This is a genomic window from Ruegeria sp. BC7 (assembly GCF_056539165.1).
In genome coordinates this window covers 52,520-78,827 of the sequence record NZ_JBQFUL010000005.1, presented here as the reverse complement: position 1 = coordinate 78,827, position 26,308 = coordinate 52,520, and the positions used below count along the sequence as shown (strand labels likewise).

General features: G+C 56.4%; 22 protein-coding genes. 5 read left to right on the top strand and 17 right to left on the bottom strand.

Annotated features, from left to right (window positions below; genetic code table 11):
* Positions 1-38 precede the first annotated feature (38 nt).
* Complete coding sequence (locus ACR0KS_RS13970) at positions 39-791, bottom strand: cytochrome c biogenesis protein CcdA (protein WP_170416530.1); 753 nt, start codon at positions 789-791, stop codon at positions 39-41.
* A 105-nt stretch (positions 792-896) separates the two neighbouring features.
* Between ACR0KS_RS13970 and ACR0KS_RS13965 the strand changes: the two genes are divergently transcribed.
* Positions 897-1,130: a sulfurtransferase TusA family protein gene (locus ACR0KS_RS13965; protein ID WP_170388481.1), complete on the top strand. Its 234-nt coding sequence runs from the start codon at positions 897-899 to the stop codon at positions 1,128-1,130.
* Positions 1,131-1,184: 54 nt separating this feature from the next.
* Here ACR0KS_RS13965 and ACR0KS_RS13960 read toward each other — a convergent pair whose 3' ends face one another.
* The 6 genes from ACR0KS_RS13960 to purC all read right to left on the bottom strand — a co-directional run bounded on the left by ACR0KS_RS13960 (position 1,185) and on the right by purC (position 9,466).
* Positions 1,185-3,938 carry an Rne/Rng family ribonuclease gene (locus tag ACR0KS_RS13960; RefSeq protein WP_170566727.1) on the bottom strand — a complete coding sequence of 918 codons (2,754 nt, stop codon included), beginning with the start codon at positions 3,936-3,938 and terminating at the stop codon, positions 1,185-1,187.
* Between the two features lie 513 nt (positions 3,939-4,451).
* The gene (locus ACR0KS_RS13955) at positions 4,452-5,786 is read right to left on the bottom strand and encodes a sigma-54-dependent transcriptional regulator (protein ID WP_170388484.1); all 1,335 of its coding nucleotides are present in this window, start codon (positions 5,784-5,786) and stop codon (positions 4,452-4,454) included.
* Between the two features lie 12 nt (positions 5,787-5,798).
* Positions 5,799-7,577: an ATP-binding protein gene (locus tag ACR0KS_RS13950; protein WP_170485490.1), complete on the bottom strand. Its 1,779-nt coding sequence runs from the start codon at positions 7,575-7,577 to the stop codon at positions 5,799-5,801.
* A gap of 36 nt (positions 7,578-7,613) precedes the next feature.
* Positions 7,614-8,282 carry a phosphoribosylformylglycinamidine synthase subunit PurQ gene (gene purQ / locus ACR0KS_RS13945; RefSeq protein WP_170566729.1) on the bottom strand — a complete coding sequence of 223 codons (669 nt, stop codon included), beginning with the start codon at positions 8,280-8,282 and terminating at the stop codon, positions 7,614-7,616.
* Positions 8,283-8,303: 21 nt separating this feature from the next.
* Positions 8,304-8,534, bottom strand: a complete 231-nt coding sequence (gene purS, locus ACR0KS_RS13940) for a phosphoribosylformylglycinamidine synthase subunit PurS (protein ID WP_170388490.1) — start codon at positions 8,532-8,534, stop codon at positions 8,304-8,306.
* A gap of 176 nt (positions 8,535-8,710) precedes the next feature.
* Positions 8,711-9,466: a phosphoribosylaminoimidazolesuccinocarboxamide synthase gene (gene purC / locus ACR0KS_RS13935; RefSeq protein WP_170388492.1), complete on the bottom strand. Its 756-nt coding sequence runs from the start codon at positions 9,464-9,466 to the stop codon at positions 8,711-8,713.
* Between the two features lie 187 nt (positions 9,467-9,653).
* Here purC and ACR0KS_RS13930 point away from each other — a divergent pair, with 187 nt between their 5' ends.
* Together ACR0KS_RS13930 and bmt are read left to right on the top strand one after the other, a co-directional pair.
* Positions 9,654-9,971 (top strand): DUF1476 domain-containing protein, encoded by a 318-nt coding sequence (locus ACR0KS_RS13930; protein WP_170388494.1) that lies wholly within the window; start codon positions 9,654-9,656, stop codon positions 9,969-9,971.
* 115 nt (positions 9,972-10,086) lie between these two features.
* A complete protein-coding gene (gene bmt / locus ACR0KS_RS13925; protein WP_170485492.1) occupies positions 10,087-11,100 on the top strand; it encodes a betaine--homocysteine S-methyltransferase in 1,014 nt (337 codons plus the stop codon).
* 3 nt (positions 11,101-11,103) lie between these two features.
* On the opposite strand, the gene ACR0KS_RS13920 is transcribed toward bmt, so the two are convergent.
* From ACR0KS_RS13920 to ACR0KS_RS13875, 10 genes are all read right to left on the bottom strand, one after another.
* A complete protein-coding gene (locus ACR0KS_RS13920) occupies positions 11,104-11,880 on the bottom strand; it encodes an enoyl-CoA hydratase-related protein (RefSeq protein ID WP_170566731.1) in 777 nt (258 codons plus the stop codon).
* A 76-nt stretch (positions 11,881-11,956) separates the two neighbouring features.
* Entirely contained in the window at positions 11,957-12,412 is a 456-nt protein-coding gene (locus ACR0KS_RS13915; protein ID WP_170566733.1) for a cytochrome c-type biogenesis protein, read from the bottom strand.
* Positions 12,409-14,373 carry a heme lyase CcmF/NrfE family subunit gene (locus ACR0KS_RS13910; RefSeq protein ID WP_170566736.1) on the bottom strand — a complete coding sequence of 655 codons (1,965 nt, stop codon included), beginning with the start codon at positions 14,371-14,373 and terminating at the stop codon, positions 12,409-12,411. The genes ACR0KS_RS13915 and ACR0KS_RS13910 overlap by 4 nt, the downstream gene beginning before the upstream one ends.
* Before the next feature lie 74 nt (positions 14,374-14,447).
* Positions 14,448-15,026: a holin family protein gene (locus ACR0KS_RS13905; RefSeq protein ID WP_170566738.1), complete on the bottom strand. Its 579-nt coding sequence runs from the start codon at positions 15,024-15,026 to the stop codon at positions 14,448-14,450.
* Entirely contained in the window at positions 15,017-15,628 is a 612-nt protein-coding gene (locus ACR0KS_RS13900) for a holin-associated N-acetylmuramidase (RefSeq protein WP_170566740.1), read from the bottom strand. The genes ACR0KS_RS13905 and ACR0KS_RS13900 overlap by 10 nt, the downstream gene beginning before the upstream one ends.
* 123 nt (positions 15,629-15,751) lie before the next feature.
* Positions 15,752-16,198: a cytochrome c maturation protein CcmE gene (ccmE, locus tag ACR0KS_RS13895; RefSeq protein WP_170388508.1), complete on the bottom strand. Its 447-nt coding sequence runs from the start codon at positions 16,196-16,198 to the stop codon at positions 15,752-15,754.
* Between the two features lie 7 nt (positions 16,199-16,205).
* On the bottom strand, positions 16,206-17,234 hold the full coding sequence (gene argC, locus ACR0KS_RS13890) for an N-acetyl-gamma-glutamyl-phosphate reductase (RefSeq protein ID WP_170566742.1): 1,029 nt from the start codon (positions 17,232-17,234) through the stop codon (positions 16,206-16,208).
* A 94-nt stretch (positions 17,235-17,328) separates the two neighbouring features.
* Positions 17,329-18,138, bottom strand: coding sequence for an aspartate/glutamate racemase family protein (locus ACR0KS_RS13885; RefSeq protein WP_170388512.1), 810 nt, complete (start codon positions 18,136-18,138; stop codon positions 17,329-17,331).
* Positions 18,139-18,146: 8 nt separating this feature from the next.
* Complete coding sequence (locus ACR0KS_RS13880) at positions 18,147-19,025, bottom strand: lysophospholipid acyltransferase family protein (protein ID WP_170566743.1); 879 nt, start codon at positions 19,023-19,025, stop codon at positions 18,147-18,149.
* Between the two features lie 80 nt (positions 19,026-19,105).
* Complete coding sequence (locus ACR0KS_RS13875; protein ID WP_170566744.1) at positions 19,106-22,525, bottom strand: indolepyruvate ferredoxin oxidoreductase family protein; 3,420 nt, start codon at positions 22,523-22,525, stop codon at positions 19,106-19,108.
* A gap of 169 nt (positions 22,526-22,694) precedes the next feature.
* On the opposite strand from ACR0KS_RS13875, the gene ACR0KS_RS13870 reads away from it, so the two are divergent.
* The gene (locus ACR0KS_RS13870) at positions 22,695-23,600 is read left to right on the top strand and encodes a LysR family transcriptional regulator (RefSeq protein ID WP_170388518.1); all 906 of its coding nucleotides are present in this window, start codon (positions 22,695-22,697) and stop codon (positions 23,598-23,600) included.
* Between the two features lie 275 nt (positions 23,601-23,875).
* Positions 23,876-26,140, top strand: coding sequence for a mechanosensitive ion channel family protein (locus ACR0KS_RS13865; RefSeq protein WP_170566745.1), 2,265 nt, complete (start codon positions 23,876-23,878; stop codon positions 26,138-26,140).
* Positions 26,141-26,308: the final 168 nt, after the last annotated feature.

Genomic DNA, 26,308 nt, shown 5'->3' with positions numbered 1-26,308 from the left:
AACGCAGCATTTCCGACAAGGTAAGCCAGTTCTGGGGGCTATCCAAAATTCGCCAGCATGGGAAAGGTTTCCAGTAACCACCAGCTAAACTCTGTAAACAGGCCAGTAATCAGCATTATGCCGACGAAAAGGAGCAGACCGCCCATCACTTTCTCGATTGCGCCCATATGGGGCTTGATCCGGTTCATCAAAGTCATTGAGCGATTCAGGAACATCGCCGCCAATAGAAACGGAATACCAAGACCCGCGGCGTAAACACCCAGTAGCAATGTTCCTCGTGCCACTGAGGCCTCAGACGCTGCGAGAGACAGGATTGCGCCCAGCTGTGGACCGATACATGGCGTCCACCCAAAGGCAAAGGCCAGCCCCAGAATGTAAGCGCCGAAAACTGAGCCACCGGATTCACCGGTGTCGATACGAGCTTCGCGATCAAGGAACGGAATTCGGAAAACGTTCAGAAAATGCAATCCAAAGACAATTACAACCGCGCCCGACAGCTTCGCAAACAGCACCTGGTTTTTCAGCACAAATGCGCCAAAGGCCGAGGCTGTAAATCCTAACAACAGGAAAACGGTCGACAGTCCCAGTACAAAGAATAGCGCCGTCAGAGTCGCCTTGCGCCGTGCTTGCGCCTGATCCTGCATGTCGTTGATCGAAACACCGCTCATATAAGCCAGATATGGCGGCACGATTGGTAGGACGCAGGGCGAAAGAAAACTGATCAATCCACCAAGCAGAGCGATGAACATGGCAGGCAGAAGGCCCGCGTCTATGATGTCAATTCCGAACATGACTCAGCACATATGATATGACTCTGTCCGCGTCACGGGGCCATTCGGTCACATCCTCGTGGTTGCAAGCTGGACACTTGTCCAAACTGGAAATATTTGGTCCTTATGTCAGATTCATCCGAAACCCTTGATGCGCTGGGGCTTCTGTGCCCCCTGCCCGTTTTGAAGGCGCGCAAACGCCTAAAGTCTATGCCCGCAGGCGCGTTGCTGCGCGTTTTGGCGGATGATCCCGCTGCAATCATAGATGTACCGCATTTTTGTGCCGAGAGCGGCCATTTGCTGATTTCCCAAGAGGATGCCGACGGGCACCAAGTCTACGTTATTCAAAAAACGGGGTGAAACCGGACACGGCAGGACAACGAAAAAGGCGGGCTGAGTTGCCCGCCTTTACTTTTATTGCCCTAACGACCACCAGCCGCGTCTTTTTGGTTTGGCCGGTTCGCTTGGCTTCTCAGGTTCTTCAGCCACCGCTTCCAGAACAGGTTCCGGGACAGATTGTTCCGCTTCCACTTCTGGCGCGGGTTCCGGCTCTGCAACTGGTTCTTCCACTTGTTCAGTCTCTTCAGGCGAAATTGCTTCTGAAACTTCCTCGGCAACAGGTTCCGCTGCAGGTTCGACTTCGACTACAGGTTCGGCTTCCTCGGCGACCACGGTTTCGCTGGCCTCAGATACCGTTGCTTCGGGTTCCGCAGCCTCTTGTGTGGTTTCCGTCTCTACCGCGTCGCTGGTCGCTTCGACCACTTCGGCATCTTTTTTCTTGCGGCGCGGAGACCGGCGGCGTTTAGGCTTGACCGGCTTTTCTTCTTCGGTCGCGTCATTGCCTTCGGTTGCTACATCGGGCTGATCTGCTGTCTCAACAGCGGTAGGTTCGCTTTCCTCGGTGCTAACTTCGGTCGCCTCACCCGAACCATTGTTCTTCTTGCGGCGACGACGGCGACGCTTGCGTTTGGGTTTATCTTCTTCCTCGGACTGAGGGGCATCTTCCTCAACCTGCACGTCTTCATCAGCATCCACCAAATCCATCAGCGAAGCATCTACCGACACGACCGGGGCGCTGGCTTCGGGGACGATCCGACTTGCTGTCTTGAACTTCTCCAACGAGAAGTCCGGGCTGACCAGGTGCACGTCACCTTCGATCCGCACGGACAGACCATACCGAGCTTCAATCTGCGCGATATGCTCACGCTTTTGGTTCATCAGGAAGTTGGCAATGCTTACAGGGCACCGCACGAGAACTTCGCGCGACCGGCGGCGCGTGCCTTCCTCTTCGATCTGGCGCAGAATCGTCAGCGCCATGTTGTCGTCAGACCGGATCAGGCCTGTTCCGTGGCAGGATGGGCATGGCTGCGTCGTCGCCTCAAGCATGCCAGGACGCAGACGCTGGCGGCTCATTTCAAGCAGTCCAAAGCCAGAAATACGACCCACCTGGATACGTGCGCGGTCCGTTTTCAGCTTATCCTTCAGACGCTTTTCTACGGCGGAATTGTTCTTCCGCTCATCCATGTCGATAAAGTCGATAACAATCAAACCCGCAAGATCCCGCAGGCGAAGCTGACGCGCAACTTCCTCGGCGGCCTCAAGGTTGGTCTTGAGTGCGGTTTCCTCGATCGAGCCTTCCTTGGTCGCTCGGCCCGAGTTCACATCGATCGCAACCAACGCCTCGGTCACGCCAATCACGATATAACCGCCGGACTTGAGCTGCACGGTCGGGTTGAACATCCCGGCCAGGTAGCTTTCGACTTGATAGCGCGCGAACAGAGGCAACGCGTCCTCATACCGTTTCACGTTCTTGGCGTGCGACGGCATGATCATCTTCATGAAGTCCTTGGCGATGCGATAGCCCGCCTCGCCTTCAACCAGAACCTCATCAATATCACGGTTATAAAGATCGCGGATCGACCGTTTGATCAGGTCGCCTTCTTCGTAAATCTTGGCGGGCGCAATGGACTTGAGCGTCAACTCGCGAATCTGCTCCCACATGCGCTGTAGATATTCATAATCGCGCTTGATTTCGGACTTGGTACGCTTGGCTCCGGCCGTCCGAATAATAAGACCAGCGCCGGTAGGCACGTCTATGTCGGCTGCAATTTCTTTCAGCTTCTTTCGGTCCGGCGCATTGGTGATCTTGCGGCTGATCCCGCCACCGCGCGCCGTGTTTGGCATCAGGACGCAATAACGACCAGCCAAGGACAAGTACGTCGTCAAGGCAGCGCCCTTGTTCCCGCGTTCCTCTTTTACGACTTGAACCAGCAGAACTTGGCGAACCTTGATGACTTCTTGAATCTTGTACCGACGCGGGCGCGGCTTACGCGGAGGACGGATATCTTCGCTGTCATCCTCATCCGCGACGGATTCGATCGAGTCGTCTTTGGCCGCCGCATCTGCGCGGGCTTCCGCTTCGTCCGTCTCTTCCTTGGTCTCACCTTCGGCCGGCACGTCCTCGGCTTCTACGGCGGCAGCCTCAGCGACGTCACCGTCAGAGCTTTCTTCGACGGCACTTACTTCGTCCGGCGTTTCGATTGTCGCATCTGTTTCCTCGGCCTCCGAAGTCTCATCAGACTTGGTATCAACGCTTTCGTCCACAGTGTCTTCGGATGCTTCAGGCGCATCGTCGATGGGTTCCTCGACAGGCGTCTCGGCTACGCGATCCGCAGGAGATGTCCCTTCCGGTACTTCAAGATCGGGATTTTCGTCACTGTCGTCCAGATCAATTGTTTCCATGCCGGTGGGTTCCGACGAAACTTCGACCGACTCAACGACGTCATCAGATTTTACATCCGCTGCCTTGGTGCGCGAGCGTGAGCGACGCTTCTTGGGCTTTGTTTCCTCGGCCTCGTCACGCGCTTTCATCGCCTCGGCGTAAGCGCGCTCCTCCTCCATCAGCGCCTCACGGTCAGCTACCGGAATCTGGTAGTAGTCCGGATGGATTTCCGAGAACGCAAGAAACCCGTGACGGTTGCCGCCGTAATCCACGAAAGCAGCCTGAAGGGACGGTTCGACCCGCGTTACTTTTGCCAGGTAGATGTTGCCAGCAATCTGGCGTTTGTTCTCGGATTCAAAATCGAACTCCTCGACCTTGTTTCCGTCAACCACCACAACGCGGGTTTCCTCCGCGTGGGTGGCATCGATAAGCATTTTCTTAGCCATGTGTCCTTGGTGCACCGCGCCAAACGCGTTGTCCTTACCCGTCCGGGGGGACAGGCGCTTTTGGGGTGGTGTCTTGTCAGGGCGATTTCGGACGGCGCGCGGCAGGGTTTGGCGCTTTGGCCCCCTGCCCGTAAAGTCAATCGTTGCGCGCGCGTCATCGCGGTTCTTCTCCGACAGGCGCGACCTTGCGCTGCCTGCCCATTTATTCCTTTCGCCCGCAACCACGGGCTCAGGCGTTCAACTGCCCCAAAAAGGGGCACAATCGGTCTGCGCAGCCTGCGTGGGAGTAGGTCACCACCTGCGGCATTGCAGCGAAACTCAAAGATTCGGGTCTTAAAAGCGCAATAACGGCTCGGCCCGCTCGGTTACAATAAAAGCAGTCCTGTGGAAAAGACAATGGGCAAACTGCACGACAGCGCCTCTAGGCACGCATCCACACCTTCTTCTGTTCAAAAATACTTCGGGGGTGAATTGAGCCAAAGGCTCAAGAGGGGGCTGGCCCCCTCCTCGCCCCTACAGGTAATCGGAACGCTGAAGGCCGTACTTGGCCATTTTCTCGTTCAGAGTCCGTCGCGGCAGGCACAATTCATCCATTACCGAAGCGATCGAGCCCTTGTGACGCCGCATGGTGTTGTCGATCAGCATACGCTCGAACGCTTCGACATATTCCTTCAAAGGTTTCCCTTCGGTCGTCATGACTGGCTGCATTTCTTCATGGTCCGACATCAGCAACGAGGCGATGGTTCCCGACCCACGGCGCGACTGCAGCACCGCGCGCTCAGCAATATTGATCAACTGACGTACATTGCCCGGCCAAGGAGCTTGCAGCAACTGCGCTGCTTCCTGGGCGCTGACCTGCGGCGCATCACATCCATATTCTTCGGCAAATTGTTCGCTCAGACGGGTGAACAGGGTCAGGATATCCTCACCACGCTGCCGTAGCGGAGGCATGGTTATCCGCAACGCCGCCAAACGGTAGAACAAGTCAGGTCGCAGCACGTCCTCGCTCGTTTTACCTGCTTCCTGAAGGTTTGAAATCGCTATGATCCGCGTTTCGGCAGGCGTACCCTGATCGTTCATCACGCTCAGCAGCCGCGCCTGCAACGTGTCGCTCAGGGCTTCTATATCTTCCAAAACCAAAGTCCCGCCACGCGCTTCTTCGATCGCAGGCAGTTGAGCGTCTTCTGGCATCATCGGCCCGAACAGACGTTTCGAAAGCGCCTCTTCCTCCAGCGCTGCACAAGACACCAGAACGAACTTCTTACCTGCCCGGCTGCCAACGGCATGCAGAGCGTGGGCCACAAGCGTCTTGCCTGTGCCCGTTTCGCCGTCAATCAGGACGTGACCATCGGCCTGACCCAGATCCAGAATATCTTCGCGCAGACGGTCCATCACCGGGCTGGCGCCGATCAGCTTGTTCATGATCTGCGTGCCGTCCGACAGTTCCCGTCGCAGGGCACGATTGTCGAGCGTCAGACGTCGCGCGTTGCTGGCGCGCTTGGCCAGTTCAGACATCCGATCCGGATTGAACGGCTTCTCAAGGAAATCGAAGGCTCCGACCCGCATGGCCTCGACCGCCATCGGCACATCGCCGTGGCCGGTGATCATGATCACAGGCAGAGTGCTGTCCGCCCCCATCAGCTTTTTCAGTAACTGAATACCATCCATGCCCGGCATCTTGATGTCTGATATGACGATCCCGGGGTATTCAGGCCCAAGAACCTTAAGCGCATCTTCGGCGCTGGAAAAAGTTTCCGTGTCATATCCAGACAATGCCAACCACTGACTGATCGACTGGCGCATGTCCTGTTCGTCGTCCACGATGGCAATTTTCATGGCTTGTGCCATAGTCTTTCCCCGTTATTCCGCGGCCTCAAGGCCGTCGCTTCCTAGTGTCGGCAGCTTCATCTCAAACACGGCGCCCCCGTTCGGGCTGTTGCGCGCGGTCAGCCGTCCGCCATGGTCGTTTACGATCCCGGACGAGATGGCAAGCCCCAGACCTACACCGTCGCCGGGCTGTTTGGTGGTGTAGAAGGGCTCGAACAGATTTTCGATGTCCTCGATCCCATGACCGTTATCCCTTACAGTCAACACCGCCATGTCGCCCACGGCCAGAATTATTTCGACGTCTGGCTCAGTTACAGATTTGGTGGCGTCGAGCGCATTCCGCAAGAGGTTCACCATCACCTGTTCAATCCGCATCCGATCCCCCATCACAAACACAGGTTCTTCCGGCAGAATCTGAGTGATCTTAACATGGCGTTGACGCAATTGCGGTTCCATCATCGACAGGGCCGAGGCCAGCGCTTCGCCAAGGTTTACAGGGGAAAACGCATCCGCGCCCTTGCGCGCGTAGGACTTGAGCTGCCGGGTGATTGCCCCCATCCGCTCGATCAGACCATCGATGCGGCCAAAGCTGGCCAAAGCCTCCTCGGGGCGGTTTCGACGCAGCAGTAGCCGTGCGCCCGCCAGATAGGTTTTCATTGCAGCCAAGGGTTGATTCAGCTCGTGACTGACGGCCGCCGACATCTCGCCCAAAGCCGCAAGTTTCGAGCTTTGTGCAAGTGTTTGTTCAGCCACTTCCAATGTCTTTTCAACCCGCTCGCGTTCAGCAATTTCCCGCTGCAGCCGGGTGTTCAGTGCGCGAAGCTCTGCCGACTCGCGTTGGAACAGGGCCATGCGCAACGTCGCCCGGCGGCTGAGCGCGTAGAATGCAAGCGCCAGAAGAATCGCAAAGCCCATAATTTCCAGCGCAATGACGCTGTTCACCTTGTCCCGGATCGACGCGTAGGTCGTGAACGAGGTCATTTGCCAACCCCTGAACGGAATCCGCGTATCCATGCGCATGACACCTTCGCCTTGCAGATAGGCATCCGGTGGCAAGGCCGTCCAATCCGTGGTCGCGCGAATGGCGCGCTCGATTGCGCCTTCCGGCGGCTGGCGAACAAGCGCTGCGCTCTCCTCTAGACCGCGCCATTTTGGTTCCGTCGACAGGATGATCGTGCCCGTGCTGTCCGCCACCATCACAGCGTCGGAAATCCCGGCCCAAGCCCGTTCAAATTTATGAAGGTCGACCTCAACGACGATTACCCCAAGAATATCCGAGCCTGCATCCATGCGTCTGGAGTACACAAAACTATATCCACCGGATTCGTTCTGGATGACCGTGAAAATCGTAGAGTTCGCGCGAACCGCATCAACGTAATACGCCGAGTTCCGATGCGCTTCGCCCAGCCGGTTCCGGTCGGTGGCGGCTACGGTTCGTCCGTCACTGTCCAGCAACATCAACGAAGCAGCGCCGATTTCTTCGACAAAAGAGATAAGCCGCTGCGTGGACAGTGAAAAATCACTGGATTGCAATGCCGAGATCAGAGTGGGATCGCGTGCCAAAAGTTGAGGTACAATGGCGTTCCGCCGCAATTCGCTCAGCAAGTTGCCCGAGTACAACGCAAGGCGCAGCTCAGCCCTGTTCCGCGTCGATTCAGTAAAACGATCCGTAAGCAGCCGGTTGGTGACCCAAATCGTTGCCACCGTCGCAATCAGCAGGATCGAGACGGCAACACGCAGGCGCCAACCCAATGGCGCGCCGCGGAATGGTTTTTTCAAAGAAGACCAGCCAGAACGGTTGTCGGAACTCATACCCGGAAACTACGCGGGCTTGGCATCGACCTCAAGTCATGCGGGTGTCAGCACACCTGACAATGCGCGGAACAATGCCGTTCCATCAGTCCCACCGTGGCCTTCATCGGCCGCGCGCTCGGGGTGCGGCATCATTCCAAGTACTCTGCGGTTTTCGGAAAGGATACCAGCGATTTCACCGACCGACCCATTGGGATTCTCGGTATAGGTGAACGCAACGCGGTCTTGGTCTTTCAGCGTCGCAAGAGTGTTTTCATCCGCGAAATAGTTGCCGTCGTGATGGGCTATGGGAATTCCGATCACGTCGCCTGCATTGTAGCCTTCGGTAAAGGCACTATCGCTGGTTTCAACCTTTAGGCCAACGGTGCGGCAGATGTATTTCAGACCGGCATTGCGCAACAGCGCGCCCGGAAGAATTCCGGTTTCGGTCAGAATTTGGAAACCGTTGCAGATTCCCAAGGCATAGCCGCCGCGCTGCGTGTGATCCACGACCGCCTTGCAGATAGGCGACTGCGCGGCGATTGCACCGCAACGCAGGTAGTCGCCGTAAGAGAAACCGCCGGGCACACCAACGATGTCCACCCCATCGGGCAGCGCGGCGTCTTTGTGCCAAACCATATCGACCTGAAAACCCGCCTGCTCAAAGGCTACGGCAAGATCCCGGTCGCAGTTTGATCCGGGGAAAACGATGACTGCTGCGCGCATGGCGGGCCTCCGGATAAAGGGTCAGACCAGTTCGATTTCGTAGCGCTCGATGACCGTGTTGGCCAACAGCTTTTCGCACATCTCGGTGATGTCGGCTTCGGTCGCGCCGTCGGCCAGCTCAAGGTCGATCACCTTGCCTTGGCGAACGCCTTCGACCTGATCAAAGCCCAGGGCGCCCAATGCGTGACGTACCGCTTCACCCTGCGGGTCCAGAACCCCGTTCTTGAGCATCACATGCACCCGTGCTTTCATTCCTGCAACTCCAGTTGAGGGCCAGCGCGTGCGGCCCGTTCCGTTGCGCGGGGGGATAACGCGCGAAGAGCCGTTCGACAACCCTTGTCCGCAAGCAGTTTGCCGCAGGATCGTCGATAAACAAAAAACGCCGCAGTAAGGTGCGGCGTTTCATGGTCAAGTCCAGAGCTATCAAATCAATTGATGAGCGTCGGCTTGGTCACATTGCTTTTGGGCAGAACCCCAAGGCGTCGGGCAACTTCGGAATACGCATCTGTCAGATTGCCCAGATCACGACGGAACACGTCCTTGTCCAGCTTCTGACCTGTTTCGATGTCCCACAGACGGCAGCTGTCTGGGCTGATTTCGTCAGCGACGATCAAGCGCTGGTAGTCACCTTCAAACACGCGGCCAATTTCGATTTTGAAGTCGACCAGCCGAATGCCAACCGCCAGCATGAGACCGCTCATGAAGTCATTCACGCGCAGCGCCAGGCTCAGGATATCGTCCATGTCCTGCTGACTGGCCCATCCGAAGGCGGCGATATGTTCTTCGGTGACCAGCGGGTCGCCCAGAGAATCGTCTTTGTAGCAGTATTCGACGATAGGTCGCGGCAGTTGCGTGCCCTCGTCTATGCCAAGTCGCTTGGACATCGATCCGGCAGCATAGTTCCGCACGATCACTTCCAGCGGCACGATCTCGCAGCTACGTACCAGTTGCTCGCGCATGTTGAGGCGGCGAATGAAATGGGTCGGAACGCCAATCTGGTTGAGGCCGTTCATGAAAAACTCGCTCAGGCGGTTGTTCAGGACACCCTTTCCGTCGATGACATCCTTCTTTTCCGCGTTGAAGGCGGTGGCATCATCCTTGAAATACTGCACGATGGTGCCCGGCTCTGGGCCTTCATACAGAATCTTGGCCTTGCCTTCGTAGATTTTCTTGCGACGCGCCATAAGCGACCCTTCCAGACTGTTGAGCCGGGGATTTCCCCTGCTTCTTGGCGCTCTCATAGTCCAAGCCCCTCTTTCCCGCAAGTTCGACGACCCGAGGGGCTTTGACGCAGCGCAAATACCTTGCGTCCGGGCGCGGCTATAGTCATATCATCAATTAAGAAGATGTAATCCAAGGGGTCCCCAACCAATGACCACGTTTGACGAACGCGAAAACGCCTTTGAAGCCAAGTTTGCGCATGATGAAGAAATGCAGTTCAAGGCTCAGGCGCGCTGCAACAAGCTTTTGGGCCTCTGGGCCGCGGAAAAGCTGGGTAAGTCCGGTGCAGAGGCAGATGAATACGCGAAAACCGTAGTCATCGCTGATTTTGAAGAAGCTGGCCACGAAGACGTTGTTCGCAAAGTTTCCGGCGATCTGGGATCGCTTTCCTCTGATGAGGAAATCCGCGCCAAAATGGCGGAGCTTTTGCCCGAAGCCAAAGCACAGGTTCTGAGCGAGACTCAGTAAGGGCAATGCCCTCCTCATGATCTTCATGAGATTTATGGATTTGATTTGATGCCCCGCCCATGAGAGACGGGGCATCTTAGTTTTTCTCGGCCTTGCCGACTTTTGGGAAGCCCAAATGACAAACGCGCTCAACAAACTTCTGGAAACCAAAGACGCAATTCTGGCTGACGGTGCCACAGGAACGAACCTGTTCAACATGGGTTTGCAATCTGGCGACGCGCCCGAGTTGTGGAACGTGGACGCGCCTGAAAAGATCATCGCGCTGTATCAAGGCTCGGTCGATGCAGGCAGTGATCTGTTTCTGACCAACACCTTCGGTGGAACATCGGCGCGGCTGAAACTGCACGATGCCCAAAACCGTGTGGCCGAACTGAATCGCGCAGGCGCTGAGTTGGGTCGCGAGGTCGCGGACAAGGCTGGACGCCCCGTAATCGTCGCAGGTTCGGTCGGTCCGACTGGTGAGATTATGGAACCCGTCGGCAGCCTGTCTCACGCTGGCGCTGTTGAGATGTTCCACGAACAGGCAGAAGCGCTCAAAGAAGGCGGTGCCGATGTTCTGTGGCTCGAGACGATCAGTGCCCCGGAAGAGTTCCGGGCCGCAGCCGAAGCCTTTGCAATGGCTGACATGCCCTGGTGTGGCACCATGAGCTTTGATACCGCTGGGCGGACCATGATGGGTGTCACTTCGGCTGATCTGGCTCAATTGGTGGAAACGCTGCCGAACCCGCCTGTTGCCTTCGGCGCGAATTGCGGCACCGGTGCATCTGACATTCTACGCACCGTTCTTGGCTTTGTGGCCCAAGGGACCGAACGTCCGGTCATCTCAAAAGGTAATGCGGGCATCCCGAAATATGTCGATGGCCACATCCACTATGACGGTACGCCCGAATTGATGGGTCACTACGCCGCGATGGCGCGCGACTCGGGTGCGACCATTATCGGCGGCTGCTGTGGGACAATGCCTGCGCACCTTCGCAAAATGCGCGAAGCGCTGGACAGTACGCCGCGCGGATCTCGCCCGACATTGGATCAGATCACCGATGCATTGGGGCCGTTTTCCTCAGCCTCAGACGGCACCGGAGAGGACGCCGCGCCCGAACGCAGGACGCGCCGCCGTCGCCGCGCTTGAGATTTAGCGCCCCTCGAATTTCGGGGGGCGTTTTTCCAGAAAGGCCACTACGCCTTCGGCAAAGTCGCGTGAGCGCCCACATTCACCTTGCAGATGCGCCTCAATCTCTAATTGCTGGCTTAGCGACTTGTCGTAGGTTCCTCGGATAGCCTGCTTGATAGCGCCGAACCCTGCGGTCGGGCCCTTTGCAAGATACATTGCACGCTTGCGCCAATGCGCCTCGAACGCGTCGTCCGGCACTGCCTCCCAGATCAGACCCCAGTCGTCGGCTTGCCGTGCGCTGATCTTGTCAGCGAACAGGGCCGCGCCCATTGCCTTTGCGAACCCCATTTGGCGCGGAGTGAACCAGGTTCCTCCGGCATCCGGCAGCAGGCCGATACGCGCAAAAGCCTGAAGGAAATAAGCACTTTCGGCTGCAATCACTACGTCGGCGCAAAGGGCTAGGTTTGCTCCGGCACCCGCAGCCGCGCCGTTTACGGCCGCAATGGTCGGGACCGGACAGTTGTAAATCGTTTCAAGCATCGGCTCGTATTCGTCCCGCAACGTGCGCTCCAGGTCGATTTTGCCAGTACTCGACGAGTCACCCAGATCCTGACCGGAACAAAATGCACCGCCCGCTCCGGTCAATACGATCGCTCGAGCGTTGCGCGCCGAATGTTTCATCGCATGGGTGACCTCTGCGCGCATCTGCGCGGTCATTGCGTTCATCTTGTCCGGCCGGTTCAAAGTAACCACTGCCAAATCATCGGCGATGTCCAGCAACAGAGTTTCGTAGTCCATATATTCCCCCCAAAAAAGCGCAGTGCTCGTCAGAACCCTGACTCAAATGCGCAACGAGGAAAAGGCCAACGAAAGATCAGTCTTTAAGAATCTGTTTCAACCGCTCTTTTTCAGCGTCGGTCAGGGTATCGCTACCTCCGGCCGGTTGTGCCTGGGACCGTGTTCGCAGAAAGCTCCACCCCATACCTGCAGCGATCAGCAACATGACAGGTCCGGCGAGCCACAGCATCAAGTTTGCACCTGATGTTGTCGGTTTCAGCAGTACATACTCTCCATACCGCTCTACGATGAATTCGATCGCTTCGTCATCGGTATCACCGGCGACAAGCCGCTCTCTCAGCAGGATACGCAAGTCACGCGCAAGTTCGGCATTGCTTTCATCAATGCTCTCGTTGCGGCAGACAAGGCAGCGTAAACCGGTGCTTAGATCGCGTGCGCGCTGTTCAAGCGCGGGATCATCAAGAACTTCGTCCGGTTGGACCGCCCAAAGCGGAGACGCGCAAACCACGAGGATCAGAAGAAGCCGCTTCATTCTGCTGGCACCCCGCCTGTTGGTGCCTTGCGCGCGCCTGCCGCAACGCGGAACCGCCGGTCCGACAGGCTGAGAAACCCGCCAAGAGCCATGAGAATGCACCCGCCCCAAATCCAGTTGGCCAGCGGTTTAATGTAAGTCCGCATGACCCAACCGCCATCCTCCTGCCGGTCTCCGATCACGACGTAGACGTCACGCAAAAAGCGATAGTCGATCGCAGCTTCGGTGGTCGGCGTTCTGGCCACCGGATAGTCTCGTTTTTCGGGGTTCAGAGTGGCGATTGGTTGTCCGTCCTTTTCCACCAAGACATCCGCCATCGTGGAAAAGTAGTTCGGCCCCTGAACGCGTCGGACGTTTTCCAGCGTGAAGGTAAACTGCCCGACGTCAAAGGGTTCACCGGGTTGGGCGACGCGAATGTCTTCGACCTCCCACGCGGTCAATCCAGCGATTGCAAACATCGTTATGCCAAGCCCTGCGTGAGCCGTCGCCTTACCCCAGTCGGCCCTTGGAAGTCGAAGCAGCCGCGCAAAGCTACGCTTGCGTCCGGTGCGGCTCCACAAATCCATGGCAGCGCCAAAGGTAATCCACGCGCCAAGAAACAGACCAACCGGCCCCAAGGCGCTGCGTCCTGTCTGCATCGCCCAGACCACCAAGGCCAACGCCACGGCCAGCACGAAGGCATAGCGCAAAGAATACGCCGTTTTTCCCAGCTTTCCGCGTTTCCACGGAAGCATGGACCCAACAGGCAGAGCAATTCCCAAAGCGATCATGAACGGCGTGAAAGCCGCATTGAAGAACGGAGGTCCAACCGAAAGTTTCCGGTCGAACGCCATTTCCGCCACCATTGGCCACATGGTTCCGAAGAAAACAACAAAGCAGCTAACAGCCAACAAAATGTTGTTTAAGATCAGGGCGCTTTCTCGGCTTACCATGCCAAAGACGCCCTTTGCCTCCATCGCTTGGGCACGGGCAGCAAAAAGGGTCAGCGCTCCGCCGATAAAAATCACCAGAATGAACAGGATGAATACCCCGCGTTCCGGGTCATTCGCGAAAGCGTGGACTGATGTAAGCAGGCCGGACCGAACGATAAATGTACCGATAAGCGAAAAGCCAAAAGCGATAATGGCCAGCAGAATCGTCCAGCTCTTGAGGGCTTCTCGTTTTTCGACAACGATGGCTGAATGTAGCAGCGCGGCAGCCAGCAGCCACGGCATGAACGAGGCATTTTCCACCGGGTCCCAGAACCAGAAACCACCCCAGCCCAGCTCATAGTACGCCCACCACGATCCCAGCGCGATACCAATGGTCAGGAAAATCCACGCTGCCAAAGTCCAGGGTCGGACCCAACGGCCCCAAGCTGCGTCAACCCGCCCCTCAATTAGTGCGGCCACGGCAAAACTGAACGCCATGCTCAGGCCCACATAGCCCAGATACAAGAACGGAGGGTGAAACGCGAGGCCCGGATCTTGCAGCAATGGGTTCAGGTCTTGGCCGTCGAAGGGCGCGATTGCCAACCGGTCGAACGGGTTAGATGTGAACAGGATGAACGCATAAAACGCGACACCAATCGCGGCTTGAACAGCCAAAACGCGGGCCTTCAGCGTCGGCGGTAGCCCGGCGCCGAAAAACGCGGCCATTGCTCCGAAAATCGCAACGATGAGAACCCACAGCAGCATCGAGCCCTCGTGGTTGCCCCAAGTTCCGCTGATTTTGTAGAGCATCGGCTTCAGAGAATGGCTGTTTTCCACCACAATGCGCAGTGAAAAATCCGATGTTGCAAAGGACCAGACCAGCGCACCAAAGGAAAACGCGACCAGTGCAAATTGCGCGACTGCGGCCGTTTCGCCAAACTTCATCCAACCAGTCCATCGGTTGGCAGCGCCGATCAGAGGGAAAACCGTCTGAACGATCGCAACGAGAAACGCGAGGATGAGAGCGAAATGACCGAGTTCTGTAATCATGACGTCGCATATAATCCTGATGCGAGACAATCACCAATCACTTTCATGGCCCAGAGCCGAACATAGTGTCGCGGTCAGCGCATATTCTGGCGTCTCCAATCCTCAAGCGCGCGGTTGGGTTCGGGAACCAGCGAACTATCGGTCAAATTGGCATCGGTGCCGGGGTCTGCAGCACCAAGCTGCTTGCTGCGCAAATCACCAAGAAGCGTCAGGTTGTCGACGACCTTCGGAGCGCGGAGCACCGTGGCCGAAATCTCGCGCTGCAGATCCTGAGATTTGGCCTGATGACGTGCGCCAAAGTAGAAGGATACAATGACCCTTAGCAGCCACCACAACGGTTCGGGGACAAGCGCGATCCCCTGCATTCGCGCAGCAAACCAAAGGGGATCGATCATCGCGGAAATAAACAGGCCAAGCGTGCCAAACGCCAAAGCTGGCCTTGGTAGGCGATTGAGGCCATCAATAAACTTATCGTATGCGCCCTTCCGAGAAGGGGCGAACTCGGAACCGAATTGAATCATCGCCTGTTTTTGCAGGGTTAGATCCCTTGCTGCACCATTTTCAGCATTCTCGCGAAACACCTCGGCAGTTTCGCGCACGACGTTCCGGCCACTTCCAAACAAGAATGTCAAAATCTCCGAGATCAGCCCCATGACGACACCCTTTCCTGGAATTCCCGTTCACTCAGGTGGTATCTCGGCGAAAGAAATTCCTCGGCTCGTCGTATCCAACCGCCTTTTCCTCCCGCTCTGGTCTGCGCATATTTTCTGGCAGACGGTCGTTGGTCAGCGACACGGAAATAATAGTTGCGCCGGGCCACACCATAGGCATTTCTCAGCACAAGGGGTGACGGGTCCGCTGCCTTGTGGGACGCTTGCGCGGTTTGAGGGCCAATCACGCCGTCAACAGAGACGGTGAACCCCATTTCCCTTAGCAAAATCTGTAGAATCTTAACGGCTTGAGGGCCTGCGTTTACGTACATATCGAATACCGAAGACTGCAAGTCCGAGGGCAACAAGGCCAGCCTCGGCTGGTCAAAGTAGTGAGAAACGAAGATGTCGATGGCCTTGGACTTAGTCAGCATTTTGACATCCATCCGGTTCACCATCCCATCACCGGACACATCCAACCCTAGGCGACGCAGGGTATGTATTGTCACGCCATACTTGGTTGCTCCGCCCGGGTCGTCTGGGTCATCAACAAATCCGCCCTCTCGGGCCACGATTTCTGCTGCAATCTCTCGAACTGTCTGCACTGAACCCTCCGTTTGTGGACGGAGAAACGGTCAGACAAAATCGTTAAAGCAGTAAAACGAGAAAGGACGCTACCTGCATGATACAGGCAACGCCCCGTGGGAAAATCAGCATTGGATAGGGGTTCAGCCCTCGTCGGCGTGTTGGTAAACGCCTTGCTCTTTGAGCGCGTCCACAACCTCTTTCGGCATATATGTTTCGTCATGTTTCGCCAGAATTTCAGTGGCTTCAAAGACACCGTTCACGTAGCTTCCGGTGCCGACCATGCCTTGGTTTTCAGAAAATAAGTCAGGCAAAACGCCCGTAAAGGCGACTGGAACGCTTTCTCCGCCATCGGTAACGACAAAGCGCACGGTTTCACCCTGTCCCCGTACGATCGAGCCTTCCTCAACCAAACCGCCGATCCGAAAAACCTCCGTCGGCTTCGGGGGCTCTGCAATCACTTGGCTTGGAGACCGGAAAAAGTTGATGCCATCCCGCATCGCGTATCCAATCAATACCGTCGACAGAGCCAGAGCAACAACCGTCAGCAGTAAGATTTGAACGCGACGACGTTTCTTGAGCGTTTTCATGTCATCCTCACGGGAACAACGGGGCCATCAACAGGCCAGAGGTTTCGTCTTCACCTAACATCAGGTTGGCGTTCTGCAAGGCTTGGCCGCTGCTACCTTTTGTAAGGTTATCCAAAGCACCAATAACGATTGCGCGACGCTCAATCCGGTCGGCCACTACCCCGATATGGCAATAGTTCGACCCACGCACGTGATGGGTCGATGGCGTTTCGCCAAAGGGCAGCATTTGGATGAACGGCTCGTCCGTATAAGCTTTGACCAATGCCTCATAGACACTAGCCGGATCGCCCTTGACGTAAGTGGTCGCCAGAATTCCCCGGTTCGCCGGTATCAGGTGAGGCGTGAACTGCACGTGCACGGGACGTCCGGCCAAGGCTGAAAACTCTTGGTCGAACTCACCAAGATGCCGATGCGTGCCGCCGACAGCGTAGGCGTTGTACCCCTCGCTGAGTTCCGCGTGTAGCAGATTTTCCTTGAGCGACCGCCCTGCCCCCGATACGGCGCATTTGAGGTCCAGAACGATGTCGTCCAGATCAATCACCCCGGCCGAAATCAGCGGACGCAGTACATATTGCCCCGTTGCCGCATTGCACCCGGTGCCTGCCACCAAACGGGCACTGCGAATGTCATCGCGGTAGAACTCGGTCAGGCCATAGACCGCTTCGTCTTGCTGTTCCAAAGCCGCATGCGGATTGCCGTACCACTTTTCGTATTCGTCGGGGTCACGCAGACGGAAATCAGCGGACAGATCAATGATCTTCAAATCTTTTGGGAGATCGCGAATGACCTCTTGGCTGGTTTTGTGCGGCAGTGCGCAAAAACACAGGTCGATCTGCGAAAAGTCGATTTCCGATATTTTGCACAAGTCCGGCAGGTTCATGTGGCGCAGATGAGGAAAGACCTGCGCCATAGACTGCCCCGCCTTACGCTCGGCGGCGAGAGCGGTGATTTCCATATTCGGATGTTCGGCGATCAACCGAACCAGCTCAGCGCCAGTATAGCCCGAAGCGCCCAGAATTGCGATTTTATGGGTCATCTGAGACCTCTTGTTTCTGAATGTCACATATCATGACCGCCGATGCGACGGCCTTTGAACTAAGGCAGCAGCCTGGAACAGTCCTTGACCTAAGTCAGACAGACTCGAAGGTGATTTGTCGTCGGAGGAATTGAGTCGCCCGATCGCTGACGAAATCCGGTTTGCCTGTGGTCAGGAAACCGCCCTTGCCCCCTCCCATCATATTGGGATGACGATGAAGGTAGTCGGCCAGACTTTCGGCGACCAGATCACCTTGGCTATAGACCTGCACGTCAGAACCCAGAGCTTGCTGAAACGTTTCGGCCATCAACGGATAGTGTGTGCAACCAAGAATAGCGGCTTGCGGTTCCGGCATTTTGCGTTTCAGCGCATCGACATGGCTGCGTACCAGTGCTTCGGCCAGGATCATGTCGCCATCCTCGATCGCATCTACAACCCCGCCACACGCCTGAGCCTCGACGTCCACACCGATCGCCCGGAAAGCCAGTTCGCGCTGAAATGCCCGACTGGACACGGTTGCAGGGGTTGCAAACAGGGCGACATGTTTTACGGCGACCTCGCGCGGGGGGCTGTTGTCGCCCCACTGACGCTCTGTCAGCGCCTCAATCAAGGGAACAAAAACGCCCAGAACCCGCTTGCCTTCCGGTACGCCTTCTTCCTGCATCCGGCGCAGCGCGGCAGCGCTTGCCGTGTTGCAGGCCAGAATCACTAGATCGCAGCCGCGATCCCACAGATCGTTCACGGCGCCGCGTGTCAGATCATAGATGTTTTCGGCATCCCGCACCCCGTAAGGCGCATGCGCGCTGTCTGCGTAATACAGAAAATCCACGTCGGGCAGACGTTTCTGCGCGGCGTCCAGAACGGTAAGACCGCCCAAACCAGAATCAAAAATACCTACTGCCATTTGCCCCTTCAGGCGCGATGCCGTTCCTCGAATTCATAGCCGTAGTCATAGGACTTTAACGGCTTCGGAGACAGCTCATACGTGGCTTTGCGCAGGAAATCCATCATCTTGCGCGTATCCTTTGCCAAAGGGTCCAGAACGTCGCGGCCAATCGGCTCTCCGACGACGACTTTGACCGGTGTATCCACGCGTTTTTTGAACTCTTTGATCAGCAAACCCATGCGCAAGGTGCTGTGCAGATGGCTGGCGATCTGGAACAGACGCGAGGTGTGGCCGTCGAAAAAAACGGGCACCACGGTGGCATTCGACTTGGCGACCATCCGCGCAGTAAACCCGCGCCATCCCGGATCCATCGGGTAAGAGAACGGCTTTGCGCCCGTGCTGACGGTACCACCGGGAAAAATGCCGATTGCGCCACCCTCACCCAGATAGTTCAACGCCGTCTTCCGTGTTTCGAGGTTAAGCTTCATTGCCTCCTTCGTCGCATCGAAGGAAATCGGCAGGACGATGCGGTTCAGGTCCTCTGCCTTGCGAAATACTCTGTTGGCAAGAATGCGGAAATCGCCCCGCGTCTGGGAGAGGATGTGGCCCATCATCATCCCGTCCAGAATGCCATAAGGATGATTGGCAATCAGGATCAGTGGCCCCGTCTTTGGAATATGCGACAGAGACCCACCGACCACATCCAGAGAAAGCCCATACCGATCCACCATGACCGACCAGAAATCGCGCCCGTTGGCGACGTCCTTTTCGTACCCGTCGGCCCGCTTGATCAGCCGCATCCGGCCCGTGGTATTTTCCATCAACTTGATGACCATGCGTCCGCTTTTGGTTTCGGCGGAATAGGCATACGAAATGTCACGAGCGACATGGCGGCGCGAGGGCATGGACGTCTCCGGGGTTAGTTGCCTGCTATTTATGTGCAGGCAACAAGTTTGCCTAGAGATCGTGACAGGGCTGTGACGATTTACTCGGCTGCTGCGCGTAAGTCTGGCCCTCCGCTGCGGATCGTTGCCAACAGTTCTTCGCGGCGCTTGGCGGCCTTGGCCTCGTTTTCCTTCAATACCGCTCCGAACCCCCGAATATCCAGCGGCAACTGGGCCAGCGCAACAACGGCGTCTTTTGTCTGCGGTGTTATCAGCGAAGAAATCTCTTTGAAATCGCGCTCATATTGCTTGATCAAGGCACGCTCCATACGCCGTTCCGCGCTGTAGCCAAAAATATCCAACGGCGTACCGCGCAGGAACTTGAGCTTGCTCATCATCTTTAGCGGACCCAGCATCCACTCGCCAAAATCCCGTTTGCGCGGGCGTCCGTCAGGTCCGGTCCCACCTAGCAACGGAGGGGCCAGATGGAATGTCATCTTGAAATCCCCGTCGAATTCAGCAGCGGCCTTTTCGCGGCTGGACAACAACAAGCGGGCAACCTCGTATTCGTCCTTATAGGACAACAGCTTGTGATAGCCTTTTGCGGCGGCCTCTTTGATTTCCGCATCGTCAAGCGAGTCAATCAGTTTCCGATATCGTTTTGCCAGCCGAGCACTTTGGTACTCAGATAGATGGCTCGCCCGGAACTCGATGAGTTGATCCAGGGTTTTAGGCAGTTCAGCGACCTTGGGGCGTAGAATTTCACTGACCTTTTCTGGATGCAAAACGGCCCAGCGTCCAATGTCGAACGCCCGTTTGTTACGCTCAACCGCTGTTCCATTCAGCTCGATGGCCGTCAAAACGGCCTCATGGCTGATTGGCAGCAACCCGCGCTGCCACGCAGCCCCAAACACCATCATGTTGGAATAGATCGAATTCCCCATCACCGCACGCGCCAGTTCCGTGGCATCAAACAAGGAAACGTCGTCTTTCAACCGCGCCTGCAATGCCAGTTCCAGCCTGTCACCCGGGATGCGGAACTTGGTGTCTCGGGTGAAATCACCCGTGACCGTTTCGTGGCTGTTCACCACCGCCCCTGTCTGGCCTGAGCGGGTCAGACCAAGTGTCTTGGACCCGGCGGACACGACAAGGTCACCACCAATCAATGTATGCGCTTCACCTGTGGCCACGCGGATCGCGCTGATGTCTTCGGGCCGATCGGCGAGACGACAGTGAATGTGGACTGCGCCACCTTTTTGCGCCAGCCCCGCCATCTCCATCATTCCGGCACCTTTTCCATCGATCTGAGCTGCCTGTGCCAGCACAGCGCCCAAGGTAACGACGCCAGTTCCGCCAATACCGGTGATCACCACATTATGGGTGCCGTGGATCGTTGGCAGAGTGGGCAACGGCAGGTCGGGAAGATCAATCTCAGTCGTGGCTTCCTTGCGGATTTCCGCCCCTTCCAAGGTAACAAAAGACGGGCAAAACCCTTTAAGGCAGGAAAAGTCCTTGTTGCAGCTGGATTGGTCAATCGCGCGCTTGCGCCCCAATTCCGTCTCTTGGGGCACAATCGACACACAGTTCGACTGAACGCCGCAATCCCCGCAGCCCTCGCAGATATCGGTGTTGATGAACACCCGCTTGTCCGGATCGGGAAAAGTACCGCGCTTGCGACGCCGACGTTTTTCGGCAGCGCAAGTCTGTACGTAGACGATGACGGAAACGCCTTCTATGTCACGGAATCGTTCCTGAACCTGCATCAGTTCCGCGCGTTCAAATGTCTCGACCCCGGCAGGCAGAGCTTTGAAGTTCACGTCCTCTTTCTCATCATAGACCAAAGCGACATCTTTCACGCCCATCGCTTTGACTTCGGCCACGATCCGCTCGGCGGTCAGGTCGCCTTCATTTTCCTGCCCGCCGGTCATGGCAACGGCGTCATTGAACAGGATCTTGAAGGTGATGTTTGTTCCCGCAGACAATGCCGCACGAATGGCCTGCACCCCGGAATGGTTATAGGTGCCATCCCCAAGGTTCTGGAATACGTGCTGCGTGGTCGAGAACGGTTCTTCGCCGATCCAGTTCGCGCCCTCTCCGCCCATTTGGGTAAAGCCGGATGTATTCCGATCCATCCACTGAACCATATAGTGACATCCGATACCGGCATAAGCACGGCTGCCGTCAGGCACTTTGGTAGAGCTGTTGTGCGGACAGCCCGAGCAGAAATACGGAAGGCGGGTCGCGATCTCTTCGGCGTTGTCGGCACGGCGCGCTTCGGACAGCTTGGCGAGACCACCGAGAATGCCGTCTGTCTCACGACCTTCCTCAATCAGAATCTCACCCAGTTTCTCGGCGATCATGATCGGATCAAGCGCGCCACGGGTCGGGAAAAGCTCCTCCCGGTGCAGCGTACCTGCCCCACCCTTGTACCAGCCGTAGACACGGCGGCCCCGGCGATCGTCGAAAATGGCCTCCTTGACCTGCACCTCGATCAGCTTGCGCTTTTCTTCGACGATCACGATCAGGTCCAGCCCCTCGGCCCATTCGTGGAACCCGGTCATGTCCAGAGGGAAAGTCTGCCCCACCTTATAGGTCGTGATCCCAAGCCGTTCGGCCTCGGCCGCGTCGATATTCAATAGCGACATGGCGTGAACGAGGTCGAGCCAGTTTTTGCCCGCCGCGACAAAACCGATCTTGGCACCCGGCTTGCCCCACACCCGCTTGTCCATCTTGTTGGCGCGCGAGAATGTTTCCGCCGCAAACCGTTTATAGTCGATGATCCGCGCTTCTTGCAGGTGGGGCGTGTCGCCAAGCCGGATGTTCAAGCCGCCTTCAGGCATCTCAAACTCAGGTGTCACCACTTTCATTCGGTCCGCACTGCCATCCACGACCGATGTCACTTCGATCGTGTCCTTCATCGTCTTCAGACCAACCCAGACACCGGCAAACCGGCTGAGTGCAAATCCGTAGACGCCATAATCCAGAATTTCCTGAACTCCGGCCGGGCTAACCACGGGCATATAAGTATCGACCAGCGACCATTCAGATTGATGCAGTACGGTCGAGCTTTCGCCTGTGTGGTCGTCCCCCATCGCCATCAGAACGCCGCCATGCTCGGCCGTCCCAGCCATATTTGCATGGCGCATCACGTCGCCCGACCGGTCAACCCCAGGCCCCTTGCCGTACCACAGCCCGAACACACCGTCGTATTTACCGTCACCACGCAGCCCGGCTTGCTGGCTGCCCCACAGCGCAGTAGCCGCAAGGTCTTCGTTCAAGCCGTATTGAAAAGTGACGTCGCTTTCGGCCAGTTGTTTTTGTGCGCGGACCATCTGTTGATCCACTGCGCCGAGCGGAGAACCCCGATACCCGGTCACCAAGCCCGCGGTATTTAACCCGGCCTCTTTGTCCCGTGCCTTTTGAATCAGCATCAAGCGAACCAACGCCTGAGTGCCGTTTAGCAATACGGGATTTTTCTCCAGATCGAACCGGTCGTGTAGCGATATCTGTGGCTGACTCATCAGACGCCTCCCCTCGTCAGATCAGTGTGCTTCATTTATATTCATTTTAGGTCACAATTCCTGACCTGTATAGTGTTTATCCTCTGAAACATAAGGATTTCACCGTTTGAATGTGGAAGTTGTTACCTATTTCATATAGTCATTCCGAAGGATAACGAAAGTTGCGGTAATGGACTGGGATAAGCTTAGGATATTTCATGCGGTCGCCGACGCAGGCAGCCTGACCCATGCGGGTGACAGGTTAAATCTATCGCAATCGGCTGTCAGTCGGCAAATTCGGGCACTGGAAGAAACACTTGATTCGACCCTGTTTCACCGTCACGCTCGCGGTCTGATCCTGACCGAACAAGGTGAGCTACTGTTCGATGCGACCTCGGCCATGTCCAAACGCCTGGACGCCGCGGCTGCGCGTATCCGGGACAGTGAAGAAGAAGTCTTTGGCGTGCTTCGCGTCACAACGACATTCGGGTTCGGAACGCTTTGGCTGGCGCCGCGTCTCCCGAAACTCTACGAGCAATATCCTGACCTGAATATCGACCTGATGCTTGAGGAGCGCGTTCTGGACCTGCCGATGCGTGAGGCAGACGTTGCCATCCGAATGAAAGAACCCAGCCAGGCCGACCTTGTGCGTAAACGCCTGATGACCGTTCAGATGCAGCTTTATGCGACAAAGGAATACCTCGCCGAAAACGGCCAACCCGAAACGCTTGAGGATATTTCCACCCACCGGCTGATCTGCCAAACGCCTGCGGCCCCGCAAGTTGGTGCAAGCGCCTCTATGGTTCGGCACCTTATGACCTACAATCCCGGCTCATTGCTTACGGTGAATAACTATTTCGGCGTATTGCAGGGCGTTTTGCACAATCTTGGTATCGGAGTACTGCCGGACTATGTGACACAGGATTTCCCGCATCTGGTTCCGATTTTGTCGGACATTGATGCCGCTGACGTCCCTGTTTATCTCGCCTACCCCGAGGAATTGCGCCACTCAAAGCGCGTGGCTGCGTTCCGCGACTTTGTGCAGGACGAAATTATTGAACAACGCAAGCAGTTGAAGCAGATGGGAAAACTGTAGGTATGCGCGGCGATCATAGCGGACATGCCCGAAATCACACCGAAAAATCTTGATCGTTCACAAACTGATCCCTAAATGAGCACTCGAAGGCGGTGATGCTGAAACGCTCATCATCTTCATACCTCCCTGTTGGACTTCGGCCGAGCTTAGTGCTCGGCCTTTTTTTGCCTTCCGCAATGAGGGCTGCGTCGAACCGGCAAAACATCTGGGAAAGCCGGGCACTTAAACCTATGATCACAAAAAAATATCAAGACTTGTGTTCGAGGACAGATTCGATGTTTCACCCTTTTCGTCTTTTGTTGGCGATACTTTCAGTTTTAGTGCTTTCAGGGCCAATCGCCGCGCAGGAAATAGGGGCCAACGGTTCCGCAGCCTCTATCTCAATTCCCGAGGATTTAACCCCCGAGCAGGTCGACGACCTTGTTGCACGCATGTCAGACGATCAGGTCCGCGCGATCCTTCTTGAGCGATTGGATGCCGTGGCTGCGCAACAAGCTGAAACCACTGCCTCGAGAAAAGGTTTGATCGAAACGATTTCCGATACCGTAACAACCATGACCGCGTCATGGATGGACGTTATCCGTAAGGTTCCATTGCTAGTGACAGCTCAGACCGAAGCATTTTCAAATTTCGGAGCGACTTTTGGCTCGAACGGGCTGATCACCCTCTTTGGGTATACATTCCTTGCGTTGGCCATCGGCTATGCAGCAGAAAAACTGGTTGGTTTGTGGACACGTCGTTGGATCAACGTCGTAGACGGGGACGCTTCGTCCAACTTGCGTGGCGCCCTGACCTATCTGTTCAAACGGTTCTGCGGAGAGTTTCTGGGCCTTCTGGTCTTTTACTACACCCTGGTTTTTGTTGGTCGTCAGCTATTGGACGAACAGCAGATCGCGCAAGCTGCCCCGTTCGTATTCTACTTGATCTGGTTCCCGCGTCTGGGCGCGGCGATTTCCCGGTTCATACTTGCTCCGAACCAACACAATCTAAGACTGGTCAACGTTGACGATCACTGGGCAAAGTACCTTCATCGCAACCTGATCGGCCTGTTCCTGTTGATCGGGTTGACGATGTTCATTCTGGACTTCAACGCCCTTAACGGAGTGCCGCCGGGCGAATCCCGTCTGGGTTTCTGGCTGAACACCGCGATCCACATCTATATCGGCCTGATTGCATGGCGCGCGCGCGATGGCCTTTCCGATATGATGCGGGGTTCTGACCCTGATAGAACCCGTTTCGATGAGGAAGTAGCGCGGCTTTATCCATATATGGCCATTGGCGTCTCGGCGGGCACTTGGCTGCTGGTCGAATACCTTGCTGCACAAGGCAGCCCGGTCATCTTTGACCTGCTGGCACATGGAGCGCATTTCACAACAATGTTCTGGCTGCTGATTGCACCGGCGCTGGATACACTGATCCGGGGGCTTGTCCGTCACTTGCAGCCTCCAATGCTGGGCGACGGAGCCGTTGCCGAACGCGCGTACAAATCCACCAAACGCAGCTACATTCGGATCGGACGTGTTCTGGCGGGTATCCTGATCATTTTGTTGATCGCGAACGCCTGGGATCTTGATCTGCAAGAGATCGCAGGGGGTGGAACGGAATCCGGTAGCAAGGTCATCCAGTTCTTCATCATTATTGCGATTGGCTACATCCTGAACGAGGTCGTCTCGCTTTGGATCAACCGCCGACTGGCGAAAGAACAGACCGCTGCCGAACAAAGTCCGGACGAAGAAGCAGGCGAAGGCGGAGGGTCCGGTGGCTCGCGCCTGGCGACAGTCCTGCCTTTGCTACGTGTCACTGCACAGGTCGCGATCGCGGTTATTTTTACCCTTCTCGCGTTGGGTGCATTGGGGCTGGATATCACGCCGCTGCTGGCTGGTGCTGGTATCCTTGGTCTGGCCATCGGTTTTGGCGCTCAGAAACTGGTATCGGATATTGTGGGAGGTATCTTCTTCCTGATCGACGACGCCTTCCGCGTTGGTGAATATGTAGATGTTGGCGGCACAACCGGCACGGTCGAAAAAATCTCGATCCGTTCGATGCAGTTGCGCCACCATCGTGGGCCAGTCCACACCATTCCATACGGCGAAATCCAGAAGCTGACGAACTACAGCCGTGACTGGGTGATCATGAAGCTCAAGTTCACGGTTCCGTTCGACACCGACCCAAACAAGGTCAAGAAAATCTTCAAGAAGATTGGTGCCGAGATGATGGAGGACGAAACCCACAAGGATGGGTTCCTGCAACCGTTCAAATCTCAGGGTGTTTTTGACTTTGACGATGTCGGCATGATCATCCGCGGCAAGTTCATGGCAAAGCCCGGCAAGCAGTTCACGCTGCGCAAAGAGATATTCAATCGCGTCAAAGCCGCGTTTAAGGAAAACGGTATTGATTTCGCGCGCCGCGAGGTTCGCGTTGCAATTCCGGGCCTCGAAGAAGCCGAGCATCTGACCGACGACCAGAAAGCTGCTATCGGCGCGGCGGCCGGGGATGCGGTTGCGCAACAAGCCCAAGAGCAACAGGAACAGAAGAAATAGTTCCACTCTGGCGCGCGGCTCGATCAGGCCGCGCGCCTCTTTGCCTTTGAACATAGCGAACCACGTACCTTGGGTTCAAAGATTGCGATCGTGGCAAGAGTACGCACCGGTCAATTCGCCTTTCCTCTTTCCCCCGGCGGCCCCTTCCCCTAAAAGGCGCCAACCATT